Here is a 26,591-nt window from a genome sequence, read left to right on the forward strand (position 1 = left end):
CCGTCAAACATAGAGATCAAAATACCAGCAATATTAGGCCAGTAAAAACAGGGATCGCAGCCGTCAGGCTATCAATACGATCCATAACACCGCCATGTCCCGGAATTAGCTGGCTGCTATCCTTAATACCCGATTCACGTTTGAACATACTCTCAGTCAAATCACCAAATACAGAAGCGATAACAACAATAGCAGAACACAACATGAGTTTTTCAGGCATTGCAGGTACTGGAGCATATTCCCCAAACAACCATGAAATAATGGCCGCTGTCATTAACCCCCCCATTAATCCTTCCAGCGTTTTTCCTGGAGAAACTTTCGGTGCCATTTTACGTTTACCTAAAGTACGTCCGAAGAGATAAGCACCAGAATCCGCTCCCCATACTAGCAACATGACATACAGTAACCACCATGCACCATAATATGAATTATCATCATATCCCTGAGTCCGTAACACCATCATTCCACAATAAAACGGCACTAATGTCAGGACACCAAACAAAAGGCGCAATAAAATGGATCTCGTCCAAATTGCAGCGGAAGAAGGATAGGTAACAACCAAAAGCGTCGCGACAATCCACCAAATCATTCCCCCCCATAGGATAAAAGTGATTTGTGGTTGTCCAATCAAATCAGTGAAATCTGGCAGAGTATATTGTAAAGCCAATAAACCAATAGCAAACAGAACTGCCAAAATAACCCGTTTCTTTTGGCTAAATAAGCCAGCGAATTGCCCCCATTCCCATGCAGCAAGGACTGAAACAGCAATAATCACCAGCCCAAACGCTACTGGTGGCAGCAAAAACAGAGCGGCAATTACAAGAGGGATTAATATCACAGCCGTTATAAGGCGGTACTTCAGCAAGAGTTCCTCCTATGATCCCACATCGGCATCGTCTGGTATTGTTCCGCCAAACCGGCGTTCTCTTTTGGCAAAGGCATTAATTGCACCTTCAAAAACGTTTTCATCAAAATCAGGCCAGAGTATATCGGTAAAATAGAATTCTGCATAAGCTATCTGCCATAACAAAAAATTACTGATACGATGTTCACCTCCGGTTCTGATGACCAAATCAACCTGAGGCTGCTGGCTTAGATTCATATAATTATTAACTAATTCTTCAGTAATATCCTGTGGCTCAAGGGAATTATCCTTAATCTGCTGAGCAATTTTTTGAACACTTTGAACAATATCCCAACGACCACCATAATTTGCAGCAATATTAAGTTGCAGACCCGTATTATTAGCGGTCAACTTAACTGAGCGATGGATTCGATCCTGTAAACGCTCACTGAACCGGCTGATATCACCAATAACAGATAATCTAATATTATGCTTATGTAAACTTTTGATTTCGCTATCTAGTGCAAAAATAAATAATTCCATTAAAGAGCTGACTTCTTGTTCCGGCCGATTCCAGTTTTCACTACTGAAAGCGTACAACGTCAGTGACTCAATTTTATGTTTAGCCGAGAAACTCACCGCACTACGTACCGCTTTAATCCCTGCACGATGACCAAAGACTCTTAATTTCCCTCGTTTCTTTGCCCAACGGCCGTTACCATCCATAATAATGGCAACATGTTTAGGTAATAATGACGATAAATCGTTCTGATGATGATCGCTGGATAATATCACTCAATTAATCCTTTGCTGGTCAGGGTAATTCTCTTACAAGTTCGGGCATCCAAACATAAAAAAGCCGTGTCTGGTATCCACGGCCTGGGTAAAAGCCTAATTATCTGGAAGAGAACTTCCAAAATCTGAACCGTTAATTATATCAACCAACAGTTATACGCAAACTATACCATCAGGTAAAAATGCGGACAAATACCCATTTGCCAATCAAAGACTATCTGATAAATGAACGAATAGTCTTTATCGCTAAATCTCTCGCGAGCTTATCAATCTGTAAGACTTCCTCAATGCTCTGAGGTTCCGGCAAATTTAGTTTTTCTACAACCTGCCGGTTTATAATTGCAATATCTGTGAAAGAGATTCCATTTTGTAAAAAAATCTTAACGATTTCTTCATTCGCTGCATTCAACGCCGTCGTTGCAGCCTGACCTGCGTGGCAAGCTTCAATAGCCAGTTTCAAACATGGATACCGTTCATAATCTGGTTTCGAGAACGTCAGTGTACCTAAAGAATAAAAATCAAGAGGTTCAACACCAGAAGCAATACGATTTGGGTATGCCATTGCATAGGCAATTGGTGTACACATATCCGGTGTTCCTAATTGAGCAATAACGCTGCCATCCTGATAACGGACCATAGAGTGAATGACTGACTGAGGATGGACTACCACTTCCATTTCCGCACCAGATGCATTGAACAGACAACACGCCTCAATATATTCCAGGCCCTTATTCATCATTGTCGCAGAATCTACCGAAATCTTACGCCCCATCGACCAATTCGGATGAGCACAAGCCTGGTCCGGTGTTACAAAAGCTAATTGCTCCAAAGGGGTATGACGAAAAGGCCCACCAGATCCTGTCAGAATGATATTAGCAATTCCATGTTGTTTTAGATCTCCGCGCCCAAGGTTTCGTTGTATTACCTCAGGTAAGCTCTGGAAAATAGCATTATGCTCACTGTCAATGGGTAATAATTGAGCATTATGTTTCGCCACCGCATCCATAAAAAACCGACCGCTGGTGATCAGCGACTCTTTATTAGCAAGTAAAATCTGTTTACCCGCCCGGATGGCTGCCAGTGTTGGCAATAAACCAGCCACACCAACAATCCCAGACATAACCTGATCAATATCATTCAAAGCAGCCAAATCACACGCAGCCTGTTCCCCGAAAAATACCTCGGTTTTACAACCTTGTTCAATAAGCAACTGACGCAACTCTTTTGCAGAAACTTCGTCCGCCATTGCAACATATTGAGGCCGAAACTCCAGACATTGCTCAGTCATAACCTGGATATTTTTTCCAGCGGCAAGCGCTGTTACTTTGAATTTATCAGGATTATTGCGAACTACAGTAAGTGTACTTTTGCCCACGGAACCTGTGGAACCAAGGATGGTCAACCTTTTCATACTGATGCTCTGAATTGTTTTATTTGATGTGTATTGATACTTGTCTGATTTGCCTGGCTATGAACGCCCATGACTTCAGAGAAATGCCGAATAAAAATAGCGCCGCACGACAGCAGCGCTTGATGTATCTCATGAAAGAGATTAGAACTCCATCAGTTCTTCTTCTTTCTTCGTTAAAGCTTCATCAACTTTTTTGATGAAATTATCCGTCAGCTTTTGAATATCATCCTGCGCACGACGCTCATCATCTTCACTGATCTCTTTGTCTTTCAGCAGTGCTTTGATTTTGTCGTTAGCGTCACGACGAATATTACGCACAGAGACACGCCCCTGCTCAGCTTCGCCACGAACTACCTTAATCAGATCCTTACGGCGCTCTTCTGTCAATGGTGGCAAAGGAACACGGATTGTTGTCCCCGCAGAAGATGGATTCAGCCCTAAATCAGAAGCCATGATTGCCTTTTCAATCGCCGGCGTCATAGTACGATCAAATACCGTGATAGCCAAGGTACGTGCATCCTCAGCGATGACGTTAGCAAGCTGACGCAAAGGCGTTGGTGCACCATAATACTCAACAATGATACCATCCAGCAGACTAGGAGAAGCTCGGCCAGTACGAACCTTACTGATTTGGTTTTTAAGTGCTTCGACGCTCTTTTCCATACGGTCTTGTGCGTCTTTTTTGATTTCATTAATCACGTTACAAACCCTTGGGAACTGGTTGTTTTAAAGCCATAAGCTATTATGGCCATGTTTGTTAAATTTGGCGTATCAGGCGACTCATCATACCGCCAAACACCTCTGGTGTCTTTGAACATTACTCGTGAAAAATCAGGGTGCCTTCATTTTCCCCCATGACCACACGACGCAACGCTCCCGGCTTATTCATGTTAAATACACGAATGGGTAAGCTGTGATCACGAGCCAACGTGAATGCCGCCAAATCCATCACTTTCAATTCACGCTCTAATACCTGCTGATAAGAGAGCTTATCGAACAATACCGCTTCCGAATCTTTAGCCGGATCAGCCGAGTAAACACCATCTACTTTAGTTGCTTTTAGCACAACATCTGCTTCAATCTCAATACCACGCAAACACGCTGCCGAATCTGTAGTAAAGAACGGATTGCCGGTACCCGCAGAGAAAATAACAACACGACCATGACGTAATAAACTAATTGCTTCTGCCCAACTATAGTTATCGCAAACGCCATTTAAAGGAATCGCAGACATTAGACGGGCGTTCACATAGGCGCGATGTAATGCATCCCGCATTGCCAGACCATTCATCACTGTTGCCAACATGCCCATGTGGTCGCCGACTACACGGTTCATCCCTGCTTCTGCCAAGCCAGCACCACGAAACAGATTACCACCGCCAATGACGACACCGACTTCTACGCCTAACTCAACCAGTTCTTTGACCTCCTGAGCCATGCGATCTAACACGCTGGCATCTATACCAAAACCTTCTGCACCTTGCAGGGCTTCTCCACTGAGTTTAAGCAGGATACGCTGATATACGGGTTTTGCATTGGTTGCCATGATGTTCTGTCCTAAGCAGAAAAGTATATTGGGGGATTTACATACATCCGGGCCATTCTGGCCAGATGCAAAAACTCAACACCTACTGGGATAGGCGGTTTAGATTAGATAAAACAGAACCGCCATTTGGCGGCCCTGTTTGTAAAAATTAAGACTATTTACTCATTGCAGCAACTTCTGCTGCGAAATCAGTCTCAACTTTCTCAATACCTTCACCCACTTCATAACGGATGAAACTGGTCACTGTAGCATTGTTTTCTTTCAACAGATCGCCAACTGTTTTGCTTGGATCCATCACGAAATTCTGACCTGTCAGAGAAATCTCACCGGTGAATTTATTCATACGGCCAGAAACCATTTTCTCTGCGATTTCGCGTGGCTTACCAGACTGCATTGCGATATCCAGTTGGATTTGGTGCTCACGATCAACAACATCAGCCGGTACATCACTTGGGTTAACATATTCTGGCTTGCTTGCAGCGATGTGCATAGCCACATGCTTAATCAGCTCTTCATTAGCGCCTTCAGCCGCAACCAGAACACCGATACGTGCACCATGCAGGTAAGTACCCAGTTGTTCACCTTCTAATACAGAAACGCGACGAATGTTAATGTTTTCACCGATTTTAGCAACCAGTGTAGTACGTTGCTCTTCAAACTTAGCTTTCAGAATTTCAATATCAGAGATTTTATCAGCCAATACTGTTGCCATAACTTCTTTACCGAAAGCGATAAAACCCGCATCTTTGGCAACAAAGTCAGTTTCACAGTTCAGCTCAACCAGAACACCGAATTTGCCATCAGCAGCCACTTCCGCCAGGATGATACCTTCAGCAGCAACACGGCCGGCTTTCTTAGCCGCTTTCGCTTGACCTGATTTACGCATGTTGTCAATCGCTAATTCGATATCACCATTAGCTTCAACCAGCGCTTTTTTACATTCCATCATACCTGCGCCAGTACGCTCACGCAGTTCTTTTACCAAAGCAGCGGTAATTCCAGACATTTGTTTTATTCCTCGATGTATCCCGCAGGAAGAGAGTATTCCGCATGGATAGTGCTTATATCAGATACGTAAAAGGGGGCCATAACAGGCCCCCCTAACCAATATATTTCAATACCTGGTTAATAAGGGCTCAATAATGAGCTTGCCTTATTATTCAGCTTCTACAAAGCTTTCTTCTGCCTGAACAGCCAGATCTTGAGAACGACCTTCACGAACAGCAGTAGCAACAGCACCTAGATACAGTTTTACTGCACGAATTGCGTCATCATTACCAGGGATGATGAAATCAACACCATCTGGATCAGAGTTAGTATCAACAACAGCGAATACTGGGATACCCAGATTGTTTGCTTCTTTGATAGCAATGTGTTCATGTTCAGCATCGATAACAAACAGAGCATCAGGTAAGCCGCCCATATCTTTGATACCGCCCAGACTATTTTCTAACTTACCAAGTTCACGAGAACGAATTAACGCTTCTTTCTTGGTCAGTTTGTCAAAAGTACCGTCCTGAGACTGTGCTTCTAAATCTTTCAAACGTTTGATGGATTGACGAACGGTTTTCCAGTTAGTCAGCATACCGCCCAACCAACGGTGATTAACGAAGAATTGATCACAGTTCTGAGCTGATTCTTTAACCGCTTCGCTCGCAGCACGCTTAGTACCAACAAACAGAATTTTGCCTTTGCGTGAAGCAATTTTGTTCAATTCAGCTAACGCATCGTTGAACATTGGAACAGTTTTTTCCAGGTTGATGATATGCACTTTGTTACGAGCACCAAAGATGAATGGTTTCATTTTTGGGTTCCAGTAACGAGTCTGGTGACCGAAGTGAACGCCCGCTTGCAGCATATCGCGCATGGAAACAGTTGCCATTGTAAACCTCTGTAAAATATTAAGTTGGGGTTATGCCTCCACGAGCCCCATAACACCGACTCTTTAGCTGCATGTTTTGCATGAGAGCACCCCGGTGTATGTGCCGACCCGTGTGTGTTATTACACAGTGAGTATATTTAACGCCACTCTGTTTTGCCTCAGTGACAAATACACAGAACGCCGGCGCGCTTTATACCATAAACCCGCCTAAGACACCAACCTTTGTTGCCATTTTCTGATAGCTCAATGTGAAAAGAAAAGCCCGGTTACGAACGGTATTCTTGATGGGTAAATAAAGGTAACGAGGGAAATAGGGCTGCCAACTGTTATTGGCAGATATTCTGTAGGCTGATACCATTAGTTCAATAATTTTTTCCTTGTTGAAAAACAGACAACCAGCAGATTCGCTGGCTTTGAATGGACAAGTTTCATGGCAATCTCAATTAAAACCTCTGAAGATATTGAAAAAATGCGCGTCGCCGGTCGACTGGCGGCAGAAGTATTGGAAATTATTGAACCTTACGTCAAACCCGGTGTAACAACAGGTGAATTAGATCGTATCTGTCACGATCACATTACCAATAAACAACAGGCTGTCTCTGCCTGCCTTGGCTATCACGGTTTCCCAAAATCTGTTTGTATCTCTGTTAATGACGTAGTGTGTCATGGTATCCCAAGTGATGATAAGACCTTGAAAGATGGCGATATTGTTAATATCGATGTGACTGTCATCAAAGAGGGCTTCCACGGTGATACATCAAAAATGTTCATAGTTGGTAAACCAACCATTCAGGGTGAGCGCCTGTGTCGCATCACTCAGGAAAGCCTCTATCTAGCCTTGAAAATGGTGAAACCCGGCATTCGTCTGCGCACCCTTGGTAGAGCCATCCAACAATTTGTTGAAGCCAACGATTTTTCTGTGGTCCGTGAATATTGCGGTCACGGCATCGGCGCAGGCTTCCACGAGGAACCACAAGTACTGCACTATGATGCAGATGATAGTGGTGTTGTTCTGCAAAAAGGGATGGCTTTCACTATTGAGCCAATGGTTAACACCGGTGACTACCACATCCGTACCATGAAAGATGGCTGGACAGTCAAAACCAAGGACCGCAGCCTGTCTGCACAGTATGAACATACGATTGTTGTTACTGATAACGGCTGCGAAATCATGACATTGCGTAAAGAAGAAGAGCCAACGCTTTCTTCAGTATTAGTAAATGAATAATTAAAACAGTAAACGATGAAGCCTTGTTGAAATCATACAAGGCTCCTAATCTCCTCTCGCAATATCTCCTTGTTCAACACCCTACTTTCTCAGTAATCTGACTGTTATGATTCGCCTTTCTCATAGGTTTATACTTATGTCAGCAGATATCGCCACAATTCAAGCCCCTATTCCACCACTTTCTCCCGCTGATTTTTCTAGTGAAGATCTTCGCTACCCCGTGTTGAAACAGCACCTCGAAGAATTTCAGCTTTGGCTGGAACATGCATTTAAAGCGGGTATTTCCGCAGAAGCCTTGATTTCTGCACGCAGTGATTACATAGACCAGTTGTTACAGCAATTATGGTATGCCTATGGATTTGATAAAATTTCATCACTTTCATTGATTGCCGTCGGCGGATATGGCCGGCGGGAACTGCATCCGCTATCTGACATTGACGTGCTGATACTCAGTGAACAACCACTCACACCGCCTCAAGCTCAGAATGTCGGGCAATTTATCACTTTACTATGGGATATCCGACTAGAAGTCGGCCACAGTGTTCGCACACTTGAAGAGTGTTTGCTGGAAGGGTTATCAGATCTGACTATTGCGACAAATTTAATCGAATCACGGTTAATTTGTGGCGATCCCTCCATTTTTCTTCAATTACAGCGACATACCTTCAGTGATAGTTTTTGGCCTTCCACTGAATTCTTTGATGCCAAAATTGTCGAACAACACGAACGCCATCAGCGCTATCACAGCACCAGTTATAACCTGGAACCTGATATCAAAAGCAGCCCCGGAGGATTGCGAGACATTCATACCTTGCTATGGGTTGCCCGCCGCCATTTTGGTGCAACCTCCATAGATGAAATGGTCGACTTTGGTTTCCTGACAGTAGAAGAACGTAATGAATTAAATGAATGCCAAAGCTTCCTCTGGCGTATCCGCTTTGCTCTTCATCTGGTAGTCAATCGTTATGATAATCGCCTGTTATTTGATCGCCAGTTCAGTATTGCTCAATTACTAGGCTATCGCGGAGAACGTAATCAACCGGTAGAACGAATGATGAAAGATTTCTACCGGATGACACGCCGCGTTAGCGAACTTAACAATATGCTACTGCAACTGTTTGATGAAGCCATTCTGGCATTGGAAACCAATGAAAAATCCCGCTCGCTGGATAGTGAATTTCAGCTACGGGGGCAACTTATTGATCTCATCGATGAAACCCTGTTTATCAAAGAACCCGCAGCTATTATGCGCATGTTTTATCGCATGGCGGAACATGAAGAAGTTCAAGGTATTTATTCTACTACATTACGCCACCTCCGTTATGCACGCCGCAACCTGTCTCAGCCATTATGTGAATTACCGGAAGCTCGCCAAATCTTTATGGATATCCTACGTCACCCAAGGGCGGTTGAAAGCGCATTTGTGCCCATGCATCGTCACAGTGTCCTTGGCGCTTACACACCGCTTTGGGGCAATATCGTCGGTCAGATGCAGTTTGATCTGTTTCACGCCTATACCGTCGATGAACACACTATCCGCGTACTGAGAAAACTGGAAAGTTTTGCCGATGAGAATAATCGTCCAGCCCATCCACTCTGTGTTGAGCTATACCCTCGTCTGCCTCAACCAGAGCTTCTACATCTTGCTGCACTATTTCATGATATCGCCAAAGGGCGTACCGGCGACCATTCTGAACTTGGCGCTGACGATGCGCTAGCGTTTTCACTGCAACATGGGCTTAACTCACGAGAAGCTGATTTGGTAGCCTGGCTAGTTCGTCATCATCTATTAATGTCAGTCACAGCTCAACGGCGAGATATTCAAGACCCAGAAATCATCAAGCAATTTACCCATCAAATCCTCAATGAAACCCGGTTACGTTACCTGATCTGCCTGACAGTCGCTGATATCTGCGCCACCAATGTCAACCTATGGAATAGTTGGAAGCAGAGTTTGTTACGGGAACTCTATTTCTCTACAGAGAATCAATTGCGCCAGGGAAATACGCCAGATTTTCGGGAACGCATCCGTCATAACCGTTTTCAGGCACTTGCTCTGTTGCGCCAGGATAATATTAACGAACAGAAACTTCATCAGCTTTGGAGTCGTTGTCATGCAGATTATTTTCTTCGCCATACGCCAAAACAACTTTCCTGGCACGCCCATCATCTCGTGCAACATGATTCTCAAGAGTCACTGATCCTGATAAGTACCAAGCCAACCCGCGGCGGTACAGAAATTTTTATCTGGAGCGTAGATCGTCCTTCCCTGTTTGCGGCGGTTGTCGGCGAACTGGATAGACGTAACCTGAGTGTTCATCATGCTCAGATCTTTACCAATCGTGATGGTATGACAATGGACACTTTCGTGGTACTGGAACCCAATGGTCATCCTTTAGCATCAGATCGCCATGAAATAATACGTAACGCACTTTTACAAGTTGTTCTGGCTCCCCATACCAAAACACCGAAAACACGAAAATTGTCAACCAAACTGCGTCACTTCAACGTACCAACAAAAGTCACCTTCTTACCTACCCATAACGAACGACGAACCTATATGGAACTATTTGCCCTGGATCAGCCGGGGTTGCTGGCAAGGGTCGGTAATATTTTCGCCGAAATGGGGGTTTCACTGCATGGTGCACATATCACCACCATCGGTGAACGTGTCGAAGATTTTTTCGTTCTGGCGGATAAGGACCATAAAGCATTAAATAAAAAAGTCAGAGAAGAATTATCAGAAAGGTTGACAGCAACCCTAAATCCAAAGGATAAAATATAACTCAATATATACCCTATGGATTTCAAGATGCATCGCGGCGGCAAGGGAGCGAATCCCCGGGAGCATAGAGAACGATGTGACCGGGGTGAGTGAGTGCAGCCAACAAAGAGGCAACTTGAAAGATGACGGGTATAAGCCCATGATTCGGACGATAACCAAGGAACCGATGCAATGCAGCAATTACAATCCATTATCGAAAGTGCATTTGAAAACCGCGCAACGCTTACTCCAGCAACAGTCAACCATGAAACACGTGATGCTGTTACTCAAGTCATCAACCTGCTGGATCGTGGAAAACTGCGCGTTGCAGAGAAAATTGACGGTCAGTGGGTCACTCATCAATGGCTAAAAATGGCTGTACTGCTCTCTTTCCGTATTAATGAAAATCAGATCATTGATGGCACAGAAAGCCGTTATTTCGATAAAGTTCCGATGAAATTTTCTGACTATGATCAGGCAAGATTTGAAAAAGAGGGCTTTCGTGTAGTGCCTCCTGCGGCAGCACGTCAAGGGGCCTTTATTGCCCGTAACTGCGTACTGATGCCTTCCTATGTCAACATCGGCGCTTATGTTGATGAAGGAACAATGGTAGATACTTGGACAACCGTCGGCTCCTGTGCCCAAATTGGTAAAAATGTCCATTTATCTGGTGGTGTCGGCATCGGCGGCGTATTAGAACCATTGCAAGCGAACCCAACCATCATTGAAGACAACTGCTTTATTGGTGCCCGTTCTGAAATTGTAGAAGGTGTGATTGTCGAAGAGGGTTCAGTGATTTCAATGGGTGTTTATATCGGTCAAAGCACCAAAATCTATGATCGTGAAACAGGAGAAATCCATTATGGTCGAGTCCCTGCGGGTTCTGTTGTTGTCTCTGGCAACCTCCCATCAAAAGATGGTAGTTACAGCCTGTATTGTGCTGTCATTGTCAAAAAAGTGGATGCCAAAACACAAGGAAAAGTGGGCATTAATGAACTACTCAGATCGATAGATTAAACTTTAAAATAGCGGATAATAAATCAGTCCGCTATTTTTTTGCTTTTTATCATCATTACCGACCTCAGTTAGTGTTATTAATATAGGCAGTCTGAATACGGACAACGTGCACGCTCCGAAACGTACACAGAGTACGTAAGGCATTCGGAGACGATCCGGATTCAAAATGACATATAGAATAACCTACTGGGAAAAATACCCTTAAGGTGGTGCCATGTACGATAACTTAAAGAGTCTGGGGATCACATATCCCGAAGAAATTGACCGCTATAGTCTGCGTCAAGAAGCTAACAACGATATTCTGAAAATCTATTTTCGTAAGGATAAAGGTGAATTCTTTGCTAAAAGCGTGAAATTCAAATATCCGCGCCAGCGCAAAACTGTGACTGCAAACAATGCAGAGCAAGGATACAAAGAGATCAACGAAATCAATACCAACCTGCGTTATGTGATTGAAGAGTTGGATCAGATTTGCAAACGTGACCAAGTAGAAATCGATTTGAAACACAAAATCCTCGATGACCTACGTCATCTTGAACACGTTGTTGCCAACAAAATTGCTGAGATTGAAGCCGATCTGGAAAAACTAACCCGTAAATAAAACAGTTCTATTAATTACACCGCTTATATCCTATTCGGTATAAGCGGTGTATTGTAATTATTCAATTAATTCTCCCCATTGCCTGATCCAAGGCTGAGCAAAAACTTCCGGTTCAGCTTCTTCCACTGCATCCACCATCAAAACTTCACCGATTCTTATTGCTCCTTGCTCTTGTAGCAACTCATCAAAAGTGCGACCACCACCACAAAAATTTTCGTAACTGCTATCACCCAAGGCGATCACGCCATAGCGTAATTCTGGCTGATAACCCAGTGCATCTCGCAAGGCATAATAAAGAGGTTGAATATTATCGGGCAAATCCCCTTGCCCGGTAGTTGAAGTGATAACTAAAACCATTTGATCAAGATAGGATTGCCACTGTTCCAGCTCCCCTTCTTCAAAGACTTCTACATCATGACCTTGTTGTTCAAGGATCTGCTGTGCTTCTTCTGCAACAGCAAGCGCGTTACCATAAACAGTACCAACAAAAATACCTATCTTTGCCATAACTTATTATCTCTTTTTAAAGGAATTATTAGTTATCCTCGCTGGCAACAGCAGAAAACTCAACCCTTCCCAAATCAGGGATAATTACCTTTACCAGCTAAGTCGTCGTATCAAATCAAATATTGCCACTATTAAGTTCACTCTGTCATGTAAACAGGATCGTGACTGCTCCCCGCCGTAAAGACGTCGTCTTAAATCAAGTTATTTAATCAATAATAATTCAGTGTTAAAATCACTTTTTTAAACAACTTTAGTTGATGATATTAATATGAAAAATGACTATATCCTTTTCTTCAAGATCAATAATAGCATAATGAGATTAATAGAATGGCAAAAATAAGCACTAAATAAGGAAAACCATCACCATGTTTAACAATAGAGCTGTTGTGCTAAGTATACTATTAAGTGCCGCAAATATTACCGGCTCATCTGGCCTGATGATTTGGGTAGATACCGTGCTTAAAGATGGAAGCATGATTTTAAACGCTTATATTCCTGTTTTTTCCTATTTATTAGGGTTATCTCTGGGATGTATGACCATATCCTTCCTTATTCGAAAAATGAATATTGCTTTTTTTGAAAAAAATATTTTTGGCTTCTTCTTATTATTAGCAACGATAAACTGCATTCTCTTTGCAAGAGAGATAACACTTATTCCAGTTTGGTTGGATGCTCTGCATAGAATATTATGGGGGGTAATAAGTGGATTTATTGTTATAATGGGAAGAAATATTCTTATAACCGCAGGAAATGAAAAGAAAACAAATAGTGATTTTTCTATTTTAAGCCTGGCGTTATTAAGCCTTCCATTTTTAATTCCCGTTATTTTCTCTCTTTTAGGTTTAAATTCCCGTACATCAGCAGATTTTTTTGCTGCTTTTATTTATTCTATTGCTTTAATTATCTATTTCACTGGCTTTAAAAGCCATAATGTAAAAAAACAAAAACAGGATATTAAAGATTCTGTGAAAACAACCAATAAATTAGTTATTTTCTTTGCCTTTTCCAGTTTAGTTATCATCAATGTTTGCTTTTTTCTATCCCTAATGATTATGCCAGCAATGCGAACAAAATATTTTGAACATATTGACATGACTTAAATGTATATCATATTACTGATTATATGGTTCCCCTGTGCAACTGGCATCATGAAAGTCATGAAATCCGCACTTTTAACCAAAAGAATCATGATAGGTAATATCATGCAATTATTTTCTCTCGGATTCTGTTTGCTTAGTATTATGGTAAATTCTGGCATACTCTATTTGCTATTCACAATTATGGTATTTTTAGCCAATACTATTATGCAACCTGTTTTTTTCTCTTATCTAGGATTATATTCAAAAAACTCTCTTTATACTTTGGGTATGCAATCAGGGATTTATGTATTTATCACTATGATCATCCTTTTTTATACTATTTATTTAGGTGTTGGCATTGAAGAAATCATTGCTGGATTTACAATATTATTTATCTCTTCAATAGTTATATCGATAATTTTTCTCTTTACTATTAACTCTAAAAAACAATAAAACCAGCGTAATTATTATATTAAAACACTTATGGATCAATGAAGAGACATAATAATAATGGGTATTTTACCAGAATACAAATCAGCCGCACTGACCAATAATACAGCCGTATTTCCTCTTTTAAATAGAAGAAACATTCATAATCTTCAACGATGCTTTTGCATCATTTTAGACTACAATCAATCAGTGCCTTCAATTATATCATCTAAAAAATTTAAATATTTATATGCTTATAGAAAATATTTATTTTATATCAAGTGATGAAGATGGTACAGATATCATACAATTGAAAGATATTCTATTACAAATGGTCAGTTTGGTGATCATAAAGGATAAAAAGCACCCTAAAGTGCTTTTTATACAACCATTGATGACAAACAGTAAAGATACAATAACTATACCCTATACTAGCTTGCTAATACCTTTTTATTTCTAAAGTAAGTAGTTAGTAAAGCAAAGAAAGTAAAAAGCATCAGTAATATCCAACTTAAGTTATAACTACCTGTAATATCTCTTAATATCCCTACTAATGGCGCAATAACAATCACAGATACTTGATTAGCAGTCATAGCCAAACCTAAAGCAAATCCCATCCTATCCTTAGGGGCTGTGTCTGCTATATAAGCTACCCAAGGGCCATACCAACCTACTCCAAAGAAACCAAGTAAGATCATTAATGGGAATAAAAAATAATAACTATCAGTTTTAATAAAAAATAAAATCGTGATTCCAATTAAAGAGAAAAATAAGCAACATAATACTTGAAAATATCTATTTGTTTTTGTTCTATCACTCCAAGCAGCTAAGGCTATTCTTCCTACCACCCCAGAAACAAGAGCTGAGAATAATAAAGTTGCACCTATAGATGGAGAAATTTTTAGTTCTTCATAAAAATAAGAAATTAGATAAATAACCACACTATATTGAATGGCTGTTAAACAAGCCCCAGACAACATAATATTAAACATCGCAGGCTCTTTAACCATTAACATTTTATTTCGGATAGTCGATATAATATTAATGTACCGTATTTTCTTTGCTTCCGGATCTTTATCTTTATAAAAGATAAAAAAAAGTGTAGCCCCAAAAATAGCAATGCATCCACTAGCAAAGAAAGCGAAATGCCAATTAAAACGTATTGCCAAAAATGGTAGGATTAAACTTGCTAAAGCCCCTCCTAGAGGTAATCCTGCTTGTCTAATCCCCATAGCAAAACCTAACTGGCTTTTTGGAAACCAATTAGAAACAGACTTGGCCCCACCTGGTTGCGCAGAACTATACCCAATCCCAAGAATAAATAAGAGTATGAGAATCGCATAATAGTTATCAAAAAATAGGGTAAAACATAGAGTCATTCCAACTAAGAAAACACCTATACTTACCACGTACTTTTCATTAAACCTATCAAGTAATTCTCCAGCTACTAGTAAACCAACTAATGGTGCAAGTTGAGCAGACGATACTAGTAACCCAATTTGGAATGCAGATAACGACATCTGTTGTTGCAATAGTGGAGCGATAGAACCTATCCCTTGAACAAAAAAACACGCACATGCCTGAGTTATCGTAGCTATAAATAACACTGTCCATTTATAATTTTCAATATTTTGATTTATCACGAATTAACTATCCTAGAAGATCTTTATAAAAAACCACTATATGAATATGGAAAAGTAAAGTTATCGGCCTTACTTTGTTCTGTTAAGAATAAAAATTTCTGAATTCCCTTTTGAGAGTTACTTTGGTTAATCGCTTGATAAAGGGAGTTAACGGCATCATAGGCAGGATCCACCCACTCATTAACATTTTTAAAAATATACTTTAATTCATCTTTAATATTAGGAAAGTGAGTGCACCCTAAAATCACTACATCTACATTATCAATCTCTTCTTTTGTCATTGATTTTAGTATTAAATTTTCTATGTCATTGGTTTTTAATAGTATTCCTCTTGATTTCATCTCTGAAAAGTTAACCAGCTCTGTTAAACCTAACTTTTTAAAGATGAACTTATCATAAATTAACTTTTCACATATATTATTAACATATTCACTGTTAATTGTATTAGGTGTAGCAATCAGAAGAACATTTTTTTTTGAAGAGATCTGAAAGGCTTCTAAAATAGGAGGAAGCACTTTAATACAAGGCAATTTTAGTTTTTCTATAAAATTGTTACTCAATAAAGTTGATGCTGTATTACAGGCAATAATTAAACCAATTGGCTTAAATACTTGTACTGCTTGCTCTAACAAATCTTCTATTCTTTCTAGTAGTAAAGTTCTATCCTTATTTCCATAAGGATAGAACTTATTATCAGCAATATAAACGACGTCAGTACCTAAAAAAAAATTCTCTACATATTTAGATACTGATAAACCACCAACTCCCGAATCAAAAATCAATATTCTAGGGGTATCGGTATTTATTTTTTCTACAGAATCACCATTAGAATTGAAAAATTCTATATTTTTTTTTTCTAAAATAATCGTATCTTCAACTAACATAAAAACCTCTTACGCAATGATAGCTCGACTTTGAACAGATCCTCGCATTCCTCGAGATTTCTTTAAATCAGTTGTAAAGACAACTCTTGCTAACCAACGTGCTTTTTCTCCAAAGAAAGGTTCATATGCATCCCTAGCGTGTACACATCTAAAGTTATCAACAAATATACAATCTGAAGTATTTAAAATAATTGATTCCTTATTTTTATTAAAAAAATCAATTACCTTATTGACTGCTTTTATTTCATCTAACGAATTATTATCTAGGTTCAAAGCAGCAGCATTAATTCTTACATAAGGCTCTTCTTTTGCACCAAATAATATTGCTTGGCCTTCTTCATCAACAATATTTGAAGTTGAATGAATTGGATTATGAGAAATATAAAATCTGTCCTGAAAAAGCAGTTCTTTTTCCTTGTCAGTAAGTTCAATACCGTCAATACAAGAAATTGTTGTTGGTGCTCTTTCTTCATTTCGCATACAGACAAGTCCCAAGAATTCAGCTCTTGCTGGGTGAAAAGCATCTTCTACATGAAACCCAAAATCTTTATTTGAACCACTGCTTGAATTAGGGACATTTTGTAATTCTTCGAAAGGGATAATATTATTGTATATACTACCATTTCGTTGGGAGGTAAATCCCATACCTTCTCCCAATAAAGATCCATATAGACCTAATAATATTTTTGCATCATTAATTTTATATCCATCTTCTAATTCTATTAATTTTCTCGGAGTTGGTTGAACACCATTAAGTAAAACAGGGTTATCTTTAACATGAATAGCAGCATATTTCTCATACCGCTTAAAATGATAAAACTCTTCTCTAATACTACGAGGCAACTCTTGTGCGAAAATTGGGGCTCTTTCTAGAAAGTCATATTGATTATCTAATTTCTCATCAAAAACAATATGATCTATTAAACCTTTAATCACTTTACTTTCATTATGATCAGGTTTAATTTCCTTAATATATGTCATCTTCCTACTCTAATATAGTTAATTTAATAAAAACCAATTTGGTTCAGGGAATTTATATTTTTTTAGTTTAAAACAAAATTTACTTTACATTTATTTACATTTTTATTATTTCCAAAATTTTATTTTATTCATAAATTTCAAAAACTTAAATTATCGTTGTAGAAAAAACATCTTTTTTCAAATCGAACGAAATATTTACGAAAATAATATTTAAATCCATTTTTTCAAAAAATCATGCATTTTTTATTTAAATACTAACGTAATATTACACTAGGAAACTTTTAATCTAAACAAGGTAGAAACTGAGTGTTTGTTTATTACTCATCGTATTAAAACCAACTATCAGTACCTTATCCATATAGGCGCTATTCATGTGTTGGCCTGTTTTCGTTTGCCGCGAATACTGGCTTTTTTGTTGTTTCCGCACGAAACATATTCAAAGTCAGATCACATACAAGCCAGAATTTCAGCAGTATCACCAGACTGGTTCTTAAATTTACGCCTAACTCAACGCAATAATACTTTGAGCAGATCGTTTCTCTTGTAGCTTTACTAAGCCTCGGCTGAAAAGGTATATCGAAGGAAGTCGAAACGGGTGTGTCCATACCCGTCCTTTTGTTTCTCGTCTTTGCACTTTACAATAGGTAATTCGGGTTTTGTCAGGGTGAAACATTCCATCTACTACGCCAGCAACATATCTATTTACGGATACAAAACAAGACTAGGTTACTACCGTAGAGAGCTTGCTTTGCTTGTAGTACTGGCGAGGTGGAGAGAGTCAACGACGGCTTTCGCTAATTACTATCATACTCCAAATCGGGGATAATACCTTGCCAGCCAAATTGTTGTATTAAATGCTGCCATGATGCATCCCATTTTGCCGTAAGCGATAATTTCTCCCCCGTAACAGGATGATCCAACTCAAGATAACTGGCATGAAGCATTAACCGGCTGGTTTGATAATGAACAGCAACGCCTCTGTTTTGCCGTAAATCGCCATGTGTTGTATCACCAATAATGGGGTGACGAATATGTGCCATATGGCGTCTTAATTGATGTTTTCGACCTGTTTTCGGTGTCAATTCCAACAAGCTAAAACGTGATGTAGGATAACGGCCTATCTCTACCGGACATTCCACCGTTGCCAGTGGTCGGTAATAAGTCACACTGGGTTGAGCTTCTTTATCGCCCTCTGCAAATTTATCCGCGATCTTATCCAGTTCCTCAACCAGAGCGTAATCAATAATAGCTGATTCCAACACATAACCGCGCACGACAGCATGATAAGTTTTTTGTAACCGATGATGTTCAAACTGTTGGGAGAGCTGGCGGGCAACATCGCTGGAAAGCGCCATCAGCAATACGCCTGATGTCGGTCTATCCAGACGGTGTACAGGAAAAACATGCTGACCAATCTGATCACGCAATGTCTGCATAACAAAGACCGTTTCGTGGCGCGCCAACCAGCTACGATGAACTAACCACCCCGCTGGCTTGTTAACTGCCACAATATGATCATCCTGATATAACACTTCCAACATATCAGACGTTATCCTGCATAAATAAGCGATCCAACGCACGAAGATGTTCAAACAGTTGCTGGTAACGCCCAGTAGTATCTTCTTTATAAGACTCCTCAAAGTAAGGCGCGATAGCAAATGCCGTAGGTAACGCCAATCCCTGCTCCAACAATGTATACATTCTCGGAATTAATACCCACTGCAACCACTCTTCAGCTAACATCCTATCAATGGAAAACGGCTCAACACTTTCGAAAGCTTCCGGTTTAGGCGGATGGACTTGCCACAGGTCAATTTCCCTCATGGCTTCTTCAATTAACTGTAATTTATGCAGAATTTGTTTTGCAGTACTCATATTTTCAGCCTGACTCAGTTTTTACTCAAAACAACCAAGTTAGCAAGAATACCATCGATACCCCTTAAGCTGAAAATTTGCTTGTTCCACCGAATAAAGAGAAGGGAGCGCATAAGCGCTCCCCTTAAGTTGATTTTATAGCAATCCCGCTAATAATATGCTCCCTGCTCACTCCTTGACAAATTGTCCCTCGTTGGTTATCCGTTACCCATCATTTTATTTATGTTGCATACGATCCTGTTATGCATTTGTCATCCTGACCATCATCACTCATCTATCCTTGAGAAATTGTGCGCAATGATTCCTTTCCTGCTGAGGACAGAATGAATTAATTCATTCGATGAAACAAGCTACACATAATGGAACCAGTAAGTCAGAACAGAGAATAAAATCTGTGATTATTTATAGCCTATTGAAATAAAATGAAAATAATAAACTAATGTGAAACTCACAAAAGTAAACAATGATATCTCTTACATGAAGTGTAAGAGATATCTCACAAAGGCAGCGTTAAAAATCGGGGCCTAACGCATCAAGACAGGTTCAATCGCGCCAAGAAACCCAATTAAGTCGGTAAATAAGCGCTCTCGTTTATGACTGCCAAACTGTTCCAAGATCACTTCACCGGTCAAATTACACAGAGAAATGATACCCATATCATCTGATTCTATCGTCGCAATAAACGCCGTTGGCGACAGTTTCAGCCGTTTCTGCGTCACTAAATGTCCTATCAGGTTTTCCTGTAAACGGATAAAATCATCCTCACTCCAAACCTGAATTAAACTAAACCGTTGACCTTCAAACGCTACCGTCATATCACCAGCCAATTGTGATGTATAAAAATCATGAATTGCCGGCTGCAATTGTATATCCAGTGCAACTTCGACGCTATCCAGCTTATCCTCCAAAGGAAAAGGCTGAGGAAGCCAATAAACCTCGTTGTCACCAGTCTGGGTAATACAAGGTGATGGCACACCATAAAGTTCACGGCTGGCAGGAGGGGCCCCGGTTTCCTTTTGCCACAAATCAACATAACAACGGGTAAAATTAGACAACGCTTCTGTAACATTAGAAATCATATTATTTTCAACCGGTAACTGTTAGGGGTGATTATCATGTCATGGTAAACCAAATATAATGAATTGAGCGCATAAATAAAATTCAGACAAACGCGCTAACTTGCTAAACTTAAGCAATCACTACTATCAGATTTTGAGGAATAACATGTCGTTATATCGGGATCACCAAGCTCTTGAGCAGCTTACTCTGGGTAAAACCACTTTATATCGTGACCAATATGATGCCAGCTTATTGCAAGCTGTACCCCGCAATATGAACCGTGAACCGCTGGAAATTTTCCCTGATAATTTGCCGTTTCATGGCGCTGATATCTGGACACTGTATGAGCTGTCATGGCTAAATAGCCGTGGTTTACCACAAGTTGCTGTCGGGCATGTGAGTTTAAATGCAGCAAGCAAAAACCTGATTGAATCTAAAAGTTTTAAGCTCTATCTGAACAGCTTTAACCAAACTCGCTTTGAAAACTGGCAAACCGTCGAAGAAACACTACAGCGCGATCTGGCTGCTTGTGCTGAAGGTGAGGTGGAAGTGGCACTTCATCACTTAGATCATTTCAATAATCAGCCAATCTCCGCTTTTACAGGGGAATGTATTGATGATCAGGACATTGAAGTGACTGAATATGATTTCAATCGTCATTATCTGCAAAATGCAGCGCAAGGCCCGCAGGTAGAAGAAGTTTTGGTTAGCCATCTGCTGAAATCTAATTGTCTGATCACCCATCAACCTGACTGGGGATCTGTCCAGATTCACTACAAAGGGTCAAAAATCAATCGGGAAGCATTGTTACGTTACTTGATATCATTCCGGCATCACAATGAGTTTCACGAGCAATGTGTCGAGCGTATCTTCAACGATTTACAACAATTATGTGCACCCGAAAAGCTCTCAGTCTACGCTCGTTATACCCGTCGTGGGGGGCTAGATATCAATCCGTGGCGTACAAATAGTGAAGGCTTTGTTCCAGCAGCAGGCAGATTGGCACGTCAATAAATCCATTTTAAATCTGCTTTCCTAAGCGCAATTTGTGAAAAATAAGCTGAAATAGGACATGTAATACATTCAGTTTAGTGATATTGATATGTAATCCATACACGGTATACAAGGAGTCATTCTTGATCACACATATCAACCCACTCGGCTCGATGGATTTATTATCTCAACTTGAAGTAGATATGCTAAAGAGTACCGCAAAAAGTGATCTGTATCGCCTGTTCCGTAATTGCTCACTGGCCGTACTCAATTCAGGTAGCCAAACCGACAATAGCAAAGAGCTGCTCTCTAAATACACCGATTTTGAGATTAACGTATTGCGCCGTGAGCGCGGGGTAAAACTGGAACTGGTGGAGCCACCAGAAGATGCATTCGTTGATGGAAAAATTATTCATTCACTACAAGCTAACCTGTTCGCAGTGCTACGGGATATCTTGTTTGTTCATACACAGATTACCGATCCAGAACAACAGGGTTATTCCGATTCAGAGAATAGCGCACATATCACCAACAGAATATTCTCTATTCTGCGCCACGCCAGAGCGCTGCATACCGATGAAGATCTCAACATGATCGTCTGTTGGGGAGGCCACTCAATCAGTAAGCAAGAGTATCAGTATGGCCGTAAAGTCGGTAATCAGCTTGGGTTACGTGGACTGAATATCTGTACCGGCTGTGGCCCCGGAGCAATGGAAGCACCAATGAAAGGTGCGGCTGTCGGCCATGCCCAACAGAATTATAAAAATAGCCGTTTTATTGGTATTACCGAGCCATCAATCATTGCGGCTGAACCCCCAAATCCATTAGTGAACGAGCTGATTATCATGCCAGACATCGAAAAACGTCTGGAAGCTTTTGTTCGTATTGCTCATGGTATCGTTATTTTCCCAGGAGGTGTCGGTACAGCAGAAGAATTGCTTTATTTGCTAGGTATTCTAATGAATCCAGAAAATCAGGAGCAAATACTGCCATTGATTCTTACCGGACCGAAGCAGAGTGAGGCCTATTTTCAAGTTCTGGACGAATTTATTGTTCATACATTGGGCGAAGATATGCGACGCTACTATCACATCATCATTGATAATGCGCCTGAAGTTGCCAGAATAATGAAAGAAGCGATGCCATTAGTGAGAGATAGCCGCCACAGTACCGGTGATGCATACAGTTTTAATTGGTCAATGAAGATCAATTATGATTTGCAACAACCGTTTGAACCATCCCATGAAAACATGGCTAATCTTAATCTCTATCCTGATCAACCACCTGAAAAACTGGCAGCGTCACTGCGCCGGGCTTTTTCCGGAATTGTTGCAGGCAATGTAAAAGAGGTGGGTATTCAAGCGATTGAACAACAAGGTCCATTCAAAATCCACGGGGATATTAAAATAATGCGCCATATGGATAAGCTACTGAAAGACTTTGTGGAACAGCACCGAATGAAACTACCGGGAGGTACTGCCTACGAACCTTGCTACGAAATCATCAAATAAAATTATCTGAAAAAATATCCACGCTCCACGGATGGAGCATTATGTTATTTAAAGTGATCCCATATGATACACCTGCTTATTGTTGATGCTCTTAACCTTATCCGACGCATTCATGCTGTACAGGGCAGCCCATGCATTCCTGCTTGTGAACATGCGCTAAGGCAACTTATCCAACATTCTCATCCCACACATGCCGTCGCAGTATTCGATGAAGAGAATCGCAGTCACAGTTGGCGTCATCAGATATTACCTGACTACAAAGCTGGCCGTTCGCCCATGCCTGACAATCTGCAACAAGAAATGCCGCAAATTAGAGCCTCATTTGAGCAACAAGGGGTTACCTGCTGGCATGCCAAAGGGCATGAAGCTGATGATCTGGCAGCAACACTAGCCGTGAAGGTAGCTTCTGTTGGTCACAACGTGACGATTGTTTCTACTGATAAAGGGTATTGCCAGTTACTTTCACCCAATATCCGTATCCGCGACTACTTCCAGAAACGCTGGTTGGATATGCCCTTTGTTCAACAAGAATTTGGGGTTTTACCAAAGCAATTGCCTGATTATTGGGGTCTGGCAGGGATCAGTAGCAGTAAAATCCCAGGAGTTCAGGGGATTGGGCCTAAAACCGCCGCCATTTTATTGCAACAGGCCAGCACACTAGATAACCTCTTTCAGAACCTCGACCAACAACCCGATAAATGGCGCAATAAACTAGAGTCAAATCAAGAAATGGCGTTTATCAGCCGGGATGTTGCGTCATTACGTACCGATCTGGCTTTAAAGGGTAATTTGCAACAACTCCGGCTGACAATAGCAACCTAACGAAAATACTTCGCTATCTTATCCAGATGTTCGCCTTTTAATTCTCCGGCCTCACTCAGCAGGCCGATCCAAGCCTTAATATAATTATATTTTGCTTGTGAGAGATCACGTCGGGCAGTATATAACTGCTGTTCAGCATTCAAGACATCCACATTAACCCGCTGCCCAAGCGCAACGCTTTTACTGGTTGCGTCTACCTGTAAGCTAGCTGATTCAACCGCCATTTCATAAGCACTAATTCGTTTTTCACTATTTAAGTACTGATTATAATTGCGGCGTAATGCATTAAGGATTTCTCCCGCCTGAGCATCAAGATCATATTTAGTCCTGCCATAGTGGGCCGCCGCCTGACGTACAGCGGCAGACGTAGCACCACCATTATAGATATTCATGCTCATCCGCAAACCAATGGTATCGGTTCGATACTTTTGATCGATGGTATTATCGCTGCTGGATTCGTTTTCAGAGTGGGAAGCGTACAACTCTAGCCTGGGTAAATAGCCCGCCCGGTTACGTTGCACTTCATGGTACGCGGCTTTCACTTCCTGACGCGAAGCGGCCAGAAGCGGATTGTTGGCTAATGCCAACTCTTCCCACGCCTCATAACGTTCAGGTAACAACTTCAATATCTGGAATCGTTTTTTATTTGATAACCGTTGCACCGGTAAATCAACCGGGAGAGAAACCCCCACAATGAGCTGTAAATTTCGGATTGCTGCATCCAAATCATCTTTGGCCGCTATCTCATCGGCAATCGCCTGACTGTAACGCGATTGTGTTTCTACCACATCAGTGCGCGTCCCTTCACCAGAAGTAAACAATTTCTTATTCAGTTCCAGTTGTTTTTCATAAGCCATTTTCTGCCGTATGACTAAATCAATCTGATCCTGAGCATAAGCCACATCTACGTAAGCATTCACGACCCGAACAGCCAGTTGCTGAAAATCTGCCCGAAAACGCTCATTGCTCATCAAAGTGTGAGCCTGGCTGGCTTTATAACGCGCCCATATTTCAAAATCGATCAACGGCTGAGTCAACACAACAGCCGCGTTATAACTGCTATATTGGCGATCCCGGCTGCTAGTTGTCTTCCTGCCCCAGAGGTCATACCCAACAGACTCCATATGTTGCCAATTCCGCGGTGAATTCTGATAAGACATGATTACTTTAGGTAACAATTCTGCCCTGCCGAGCTTTTCATACTCTTCACCGCCTTCCCGCTCTTTCACGGCGGCAAGAAAAGTGGGATCATTTTCTAACGCCAGCGCATAGGCTTCAGTCAAACTCAATGCCCATGCAGGAAAAGAGAACAAACTGACACAGAAAAAAATCAGCAAACCCATTGATAAAGAAGCATTATTCAGTTTCATCATTACTCCTCTATCAACGATGTTGAAGCCCGATCCAACAATGGCTTAAACAGATAACTTAACAGAGAGCGGGAACCCGTTTTGACAAAGACCTCAACCGGCATCCCTGGCCTGATATCCAACCCTTTCAGTTTTTCCATTCCCTCAGGAGAGACAACCACTCTCATCTGATAATAAGGTTGACTAGTCGCGGGATCGACCAACCTATCTGCGGAAATCACGGCAACTTTTCCTTCAACTTTTGGCGTCCGATTCTGGTTAAAAGCGGTGAACATCAGATCCACATTCAACCCTTTACTAATCTTATCCGCCAAATTAACCGCAACACGAGTTTCTACTTCAAATGCCATCTGGTCCGGCAGAATTTCCATCAGTTTTTCGCCGGGAGCAACAACCCCACCTTGGGTAAAAATATTTAATCCCACAACAGTGCCGTCAACCGGCGCAACAATTGAGGTATGAGTCAGTTCAAACTGTGCTGTATCCAGCTTATTTCTATATTCACTGGCAGAGACCTGCACCTCTGCCAATTGTGTGCGCACTTCCCGCTGATAGTCTGCTTTGCGCTGAATAATACGCTGCTGTGTTTCCTGTAATTGTTTTTCAAGCTGACCGGCTCGTCCTTCCATTTCCGCTATGCTGCTGTTGAGCTCAGCCTGTTCACGCAGAAGTTCCAGATAACGATTACGCGGAAAATAGCCCTCATCCGCTAAAGATTTCAGATTAGTTATTTGCTCTTTAAGCGCCGCCTGCTGCATGCGTTTATTGAGAAAAGAAGATTTCAGCCCTTTAATTTGGAAATCTATTCCTTCGACAGACTGCTCAAGCCCTGCCAAGTCGCTTCTCAGCACGTCACGGCGTGATACAAACAGTTGCTTTTGCAGTTCAATAATCTCATTCACCCGCGGTTCAGAGTGTAATTGCTGTAATAGGTCGGGGAAAATTAACGCTTCATCACCATGCTGCTCGGCTAATAAACGGGCTTCCGTTGCCAGCGTGGTATACAGTTGATCTTGAAGTGCATCGACCTGTGCCTTTGCCTGCACCTGACTGAGCTGGACGAGTGTCTGACCCGCTTTTACTGTTTCGCCTTCAACAACCTTAATCTGGCTGATAATACCGCTTGCCGGGGCCTGAACTGTTTTACGATTACCATCCACCACCACCACACCTGAAGATGCCACCCCTTTATCCAACGGTGCTAACGCGGCCCAAATGAGAAATCCCAGAATCCCCACACCAATCACTAACCATCCTAGTCGTAAAAAATGCCTTTCTTCCAAAGGCAGCAATCCTTTTTCATCTCTTACCGGCGTAATCTGATCAGACATATCCACTCCCGGACAGAAA

At 41.2% G+C, this 26,591-nt stretch carries 25 protein-coding genes; 9 read left to right on the top strand and 16 right to left on the bottom strand.

Annotation, left to right across the window (positions count from 1 at the left end):
- Positions 1-16: 16 nt before the first annotated feature.
- The 7 genes from cdsA to rpsB form a co-directional block, all read right to left on the bottom strand.
- A complete protein-coding gene (cdsA, locus tag SLS51_RS16350) occupies positions 17-865 on the bottom strand; it encodes a phosphatidate cytidylyltransferase (RefSeq protein WP_323839725.1) in 849 nt (282 codons plus the stop codon).
- Positions 866-874: 9 nt separating this feature from the next.
- Complete coding sequence (gene ispU / locus SLS51_RS16355) at positions 875-1,570, bottom strand: (2E,6E)-farnesyl-diphosphate-specific ditrans,polycis-undecaprenyl-diphosphate synthase (protein ID WP_439126890.1); 696 nt, start codon at positions 1,568-1,570, stop codon at positions 875-877.
- A gap of 283 nt (positions 1,571-1,853) precedes the next feature.
- Complete coding sequence (gene ispC / locus SLS51_RS16360) at positions 1,854-3,050, bottom strand: 1-deoxy-D-xylulose-5-phosphate reductoisomerase (protein ID WP_323839727.1); 1,197 nt, start codon at positions 3,048-3,050, stop codon at positions 1,854-1,856.
- A gap of 141 nt (positions 3,051-3,191) precedes the next feature.
- Complete coding sequence (gene frr / locus SLS51_RS16365; RefSeq protein ID WP_323839728.1) at positions 3,192-3,749, bottom strand: ribosome recycling factor; 558 nt, start codon at positions 3,747-3,749, stop codon at positions 3,192-3,194.
- A 118-nt stretch (positions 3,750-3,867) separates the two neighbouring features.
- Positions 3,868-4,596, bottom strand: a complete 729-nt coding sequence (gene pyrH / locus SLS51_RS16370) for a UMP kinase (protein ID WP_011145050.1) — start codon at positions 4,594-4,596, stop codon at positions 3,868-3,870.
- Between the two features lie 154 nt (positions 4,597-4,750).
- A complete protein-coding gene (gene tsf / locus SLS51_RS16375) occupies positions 4,751-5,602 on the bottom strand; it encodes a translation elongation factor Ts (RefSeq protein WP_323839729.1) in 852 nt (283 codons plus the stop codon).
- Between the two features lie 150 nt (positions 5,603-5,752).
- Positions 5,753-6,478 carry a 30S ribosomal protein S2 gene (gene rpsB / locus SLS51_RS16380; protein ID WP_323839730.1) on the bottom strand — a complete coding sequence of 242 codons (726 nt, stop codon included), beginning with the start codon at positions 6,476-6,478 and terminating at the stop codon, positions 5,753-5,755.
- A 430-nt stretch (positions 6,479-6,908) separates the two neighbouring features.
- On the opposite strand from rpsB, the gene map reads away from it, so the two are divergent.
- The 4 genes from map to SLS51_RS16400 all read left to right on the top strand — a co-directional run bounded on the left by map (position 6,909) and on the right by SLS51_RS16400 (position 12,088).
- Complete coding sequence (gene map / locus SLS51_RS16385; RefSeq protein WP_323839731.1) at positions 6,909-7,706, top strand: type I methionyl aminopeptidase; 798 nt, start codon at positions 6,909-6,911, stop codon at positions 7,704-7,706.
- A gap of 136 nt (positions 7,707-7,842) precedes the next feature.
- Complete coding sequence (glnD, locus tag SLS51_RS16390) at positions 7,843-10,491, top strand: bifunctional uridylyltransferase/uridylyl-removing protein GlnD (RefSeq protein ID WP_323839732.1); 2,649 nt, start codon at positions 7,843-7,845, stop codon at positions 10,489-10,491.
- Between the two features lie 171 nt (positions 10,492-10,662).
- Positions 10,663-11,487 carry a 2,3,4,5-tetrahydropyridine-2,6-dicarboxylate N-succinyltransferase gene (gene dapD, locus SLS51_RS16395; protein WP_323839733.1) on the top strand — a complete coding sequence of 275 codons (825 nt, stop codon included), beginning with the start codon at positions 10,663-10,665 and terminating at the stop codon, positions 11,485-11,487.
- Positions 11,488-11,701: 214 nt separating this feature from the next.
- On the top strand, positions 11,702-12,088 hold the full coding sequence (locus tag SLS51_RS16400; RefSeq protein ID WP_011145044.1) for a DUF3461 family protein: 387 nt from the start codon (positions 11,702-11,704) through the stop codon (positions 12,086-12,088).
- Positions 12,089-12,145: 57 nt separating this feature from the next.
- On the opposite strand, the gene SLS51_RS16405 is transcribed toward SLS51_RS16400, so the two are convergent.
- Positions 12,146-12,595: a flavodoxin gene (locus tag SLS51_RS16405; protein ID WP_323839734.1), complete on the bottom strand. Its 450-nt coding sequence runs from the start codon at positions 12,593-12,595 to the stop codon at positions 12,146-12,148.
- 365 nt (positions 12,596-12,960) lie between these two features.
- Between SLS51_RS16405 and SLS51_RS16410 the strand changes: the two genes are divergently transcribed.
- Together SLS51_RS16410 and SLS51_RS16415 are read left to right on the top strand one after the other, a co-directional pair.
- Positions 12,961-13,695, top strand: coding sequence for a hypothetical protein (locus SLS51_RS16410; protein ID WP_323839735.1), 735 nt, complete (start codon positions 12,961-12,963; stop codon positions 13,693-13,695).
- A 102-nt stretch (positions 13,696-13,797) separates the two neighbouring features.
- Positions 13,798-14,127: a hypothetical protein gene (locus tag SLS51_RS16415; RefSeq protein ID WP_323839736.1), complete on the top strand. Its 330-nt coding sequence runs from the start codon at positions 13,798-13,800 to the stop codon at positions 14,125-14,127.
- A 407-nt stretch (positions 14,128-14,534) separates the two neighbouring features.
- On the opposite strand, the gene SLS51_RS16420 is transcribed toward SLS51_RS16415, so the two are convergent.
- The 6 genes from SLS51_RS16420 to syd all read right to left on the bottom strand — a co-directional run bounded on the left by SLS51_RS16420 (position 14,535) and on the right by syd (position 20,565).
- Positions 14,535-15,746, bottom strand: a complete 1,212-nt coding sequence (locus SLS51_RS16420; RefSeq protein WP_323839737.1) for an MFS transporter — start codon at positions 15,744-15,746, stop codon at positions 14,535-14,537.
- A 23-nt stretch (positions 15,747-15,769) separates the two neighbouring features.
- Positions 15,770-16,630, bottom strand: a complete 861-nt coding sequence (gene murI / locus SLS51_RS16425; protein ID WP_323839738.1) for a glutamate racemase — start codon at positions 16,628-16,630, stop codon at positions 15,770-15,772.
- Positions 16,631-16,639: 9 nt separating this feature from the next.
- Positions 16,640-17,611, bottom strand: coding sequence for a Fe(II)-2OG oxygenase family protein (locus SLS51_RS16430; RefSeq protein ID WP_323839739.1), 972 nt, complete (start codon positions 17,609-17,611; stop codon positions 16,640-16,642).
- 794 nt (positions 17,612-18,405) lie between these two features.
- Positions 18,406-19,152 carry a tRNA pseudouridine(65) synthase TruC gene (gene truC / locus SLS51_RS16435; RefSeq protein ID WP_323839740.1) on the bottom strand — a complete coding sequence of 249 codons (747 nt, stop codon included), beginning with the start codon at positions 19,150-19,152 and terminating at the stop codon, positions 18,406-18,408.
- Between the two features lies 1 nt (position 19,153).
- On the bottom strand, positions 19,154-19,486 hold the full coding sequence (locus tag SLS51_RS16440) for a YqcC family protein (RefSeq protein ID WP_323839741.1): 333 nt from the start codon (positions 19,484-19,486) through the stop codon (positions 19,154-19,156).
- Between the two features lie 524 nt (positions 19,487-20,010).
- A complete protein-coding gene (syd, locus tag SLS51_RS16445) occupies positions 20,011-20,565 on the bottom strand; it encodes a SecY-interacting protein (protein WP_323839742.1) in 555 nt (184 codons plus the stop codon).
- A 145-nt stretch (positions 20,566-20,710) separates the two neighbouring features.
- On the opposite strand from syd, the gene queF reads away from it, so the two are divergent.
- From queF to xni, 3 genes are all read left to right on the top strand, one after another.
- On the top strand, positions 20,711-21,559 hold the full coding sequence (gene queF, locus SLS51_RS16450; protein ID WP_323839743.1) for an NADPH-dependent 7-cyano-7-deazaguanine reductase QueF: 849 nt from the start codon (positions 20,711-20,713) through the stop codon (positions 21,557-21,559).
- Positions 21,560-21,681: 122 nt separating this feature from the next.
- Complete coding sequence (gene ppnN, locus SLS51_RS16455; RefSeq protein ID WP_323839744.1) at positions 21,682-23,049, top strand: nucleotide 5'-monophosphate nucleosidase PpnN; 1,368 nt, start codon at positions 21,682-21,684, stop codon at positions 23,047-23,049.
- Positions 23,050-23,112: 63 nt separating this feature from the next.
- Positions 23,113-23,871 carry a flap endonuclease Xni gene (xni, locus tag SLS51_RS16460; protein ID WP_323839745.1) on the top strand — a complete coding sequence of 253 codons (759 nt, stop codon included), beginning with the start codon at positions 23,113-23,115 and terminating at the stop codon, positions 23,869-23,871.
- On the opposite strand, the gene SLS51_RS16465 is transcribed toward xni, so the two are convergent.
- Together SLS51_RS16465 and SLS51_RS16470 are read right to left on the bottom strand one after the other, a co-directional pair.
- The gene (locus SLS51_RS16465; protein ID WP_323839746.1) at positions 23,868-25,244 is read right to left on the bottom strand and encodes a TolC family outer membrane protein; all 1,377 of its coding nucleotides are present in this window, start codon (positions 25,242-25,244) and stop codon (positions 23,868-23,870) included. The genes xni and SLS51_RS16465 overlap by 4 nt on opposite strands.
- The gene (locus SLS51_RS16470) at positions 25,244-26,572 is read right to left on the bottom strand and encodes an HlyD family type I secretion periplasmic adaptor subunit (protein WP_323839747.1); all 1,329 of its coding nucleotides are present in this window, start codon (positions 26,570-26,572) and stop codon (positions 25,244-25,246) included. The genes SLS51_RS16465 and SLS51_RS16470 overlap by 1 nt, the downstream gene beginning before the upstream one ends.
- Positions 26,573-26,591: the final 19 nt, after the last annotated feature.

The organism is Photorhabdus africana, assembly GCF_035181445.1.
GTDB classification, from domain to species: Bacteria; Pseudomonadota; Gammaproteobacteria; order Enterobacterales; family Enterobacteriaceae; genus Photorhabdus; species Photorhabdus laumondii.